3 protein-coding genes, 1 tRNA gene and 1 pseudogene are annotated in these 1,376 nt (G+C 54.1%); all 5 read right to left on the bottom strand.

Annotation, left to right across the window (positions count from 1 at the left end; genetic code table 11):
• Positions 1-78: 78 nt before the first annotated feature.
• Positions 79-192, bottom strand: a pseudogene (locus tag DTF_RS27510) (50S ribosomal protein L11); the annotation flags it as partial.
• Positions 193-228: 36 nt separating this feature from the next.
• Positions 229-762: a transcription termination/antitermination protein NusG gene (gene nusG / locus DTF_RS0120810; RefSeq protein WP_027716885.1), complete on the bottom strand. Its 534-nt coding sequence runs from the start codon at positions 760-762 to the stop codon at positions 229-231.
• 20 nt (positions 763-782) lie between these two features.
• Positions 783-983: a preprotein translocase subunit SecE gene (secE, locus tag DTF_RS0120805; RefSeq protein WP_051361530.1), complete on the bottom strand. Its 201-nt coding sequence runs from the start codon at positions 981-983 to the stop codon at positions 783-785.
• A 19-nt stretch (positions 984-1,002) separates the two neighbouring features.
• A tRNA-Trp gene (locus tag DTF_RS0120800) sits at positions 1,003-1,079 on the bottom strand.
• Between the two features lie 43 nt (positions 1,080-1,122).
• Positions 1,123-1,272 (bottom strand): 50S ribosomal protein L33, encoded by a 150-nt coding sequence (gene rpmG / locus DTF_RS0120795; RefSeq protein WP_027716883.1) that lies wholly within the window; start codon positions 1,270-1,272, stop codon positions 1,123-1,125.
• Positions 1,273-1,376 lie beyond the last annotated feature (104 nt).

The following is a 1,376-nucleotide window of genomic DNA, read 5'->3' as shown; positions in this document are numbered from 1 at the left end:
CGGCCAAAGATACTGACCATGACCTTGAGCTTCCCCTTGTCAGGCTTGACATCCTCCACTACGCCCGTGAAATTGAGGGAATTCCATGATGTTGACCCCGTGCTGACCGAGCGCGGGACCAACCGGCGGCGAAGGATTCGCCTTGCCGGCAGGAATCTGCAGCTTTATCATTCCAATAACCTTTTTGGCCATGAGTTACTCCTTAATGTATCTCGTTCTAAGCCAGACTCAACTGGTCTTTTCTACCTGTATGAACTCGAGCTCGACAGGAGTGACCCGGCCAAAGATACTGACCATGACCTTGAGCTTCCCCTTGTCAGGCTTGACATCCTCCACTACGCCCGTGAAATTGAGGAAAGGACCATCAACGACCCGAACGGTCTCTCCCACCTCGAATGCCACCTTGGGCTTGGGCCGTTCCACCCCTTCTTCCATACGGGCGGTGATCTTTGCGACCTCTTCATCGGGGATAGCCGGCGGGGTCGTTCCCCCACCGACAAAACCCGTCACCTTGGGCGTATCTTTTACGATGTGCCAGGTCTCATTGTTCAGCTCCATCCGCACGAGAATGTAGCCTGGAAAGAATTTTCGTGAGGAGGTCCGCCGCTCGCCCTTTTTAAGCTCGATCACCGTTTCGGAGGGAATCAGCACCTCTGCGAACATTTCCTCCGCGCCCAGAGCCCGGATTCGTTCTTCAAGGTTGAGCTTCACCTTGTTCTCATAGCCAGAGTAGGTATGTACCCCGTACCATCGCATTGCCATGTCGGCCTTCCCAGAGTTCATCAGCTAAGCAGAACGCGGATCAGGGTCGAAAGAACCGAATCGACCATCCACAAAAAGACGGCGACAGCCAGAACCAGAACGATGACAACCAAAGTGGAAGCATACGTGTCCTTCCGGGTCGGCCAGGTTACTTTCTTCAGCTCACCTCTGACATTGGTGATGAATTCTGTCGCTTTGCCAAGCACTATTTTAACCCCCATCGAGGATTGTATCTGAATTTGGCAGGCCAGGAGGGACTCGAACCCCCAACACCCGGTTTTGGAGACCGGTGCTCTAGCCATTAGAGCTACTGGCCTGCATAGAAAAGGCCGCCGTACAAACAGCCCCTCCGGAGTCCCCTTACTTGGTTTCCTTGTGAGGGGTATGCTTCCGGCAGAACCTGCAGTATTTGCTGAACTCCAGCTTGTCGGGAGTATTCCTCTTGTTCTTGGTCGTAGTGTAATTGCGCTGCTTACATTCGGTGCAAGCCAGGGTAACAATGTCCCGCATGGTGTTTATCCTTCAACTCCCTCCCCGCGTCAGGCGGAGAGGGAGCCCGTAATGAAATTTACTCGATGATATCGCTGACGACGCCGGCGCCGACGGTGCGGCCA

Origin of the sequence: Desulfuromonas sp. TF, assembly GCF_000472285.1 — a bacterium.
Taxonomy (GTDB): Bacteria; Desulfobacterota; Desulfuromonadia; order Desulfuromonadales; family ATBO01; genus ATBO01.
The sequence above is the reverse complement of the archived record's forward strand: the minus strand, read 5'-3'. Positions and strand labels throughout refer to the sequence as shown.

Bases quoted from the DNA above. Each gene is read 5' to 3' on its own strand.
- nusG (WP_027716885.1), bottom strand. From the start codon at position 762: ATGGCAATGCGATGGTACGGGGTACATACCTACTCTGGCTATGAGAAC.
- secE (WP_051361530.1), bottom strand. From the start codon at position 983: ATGGGGGTTAAAATAGTGCTTGGCAAAGCGACAGAATTCATCACCAAT.
- rpmG (WP_027716883.1), bottom strand. From the start codon at position 1,272: ATGCGGGACATTGTTACCCTGGCTTGCACCGAATGTAAGCAGCGCAAT.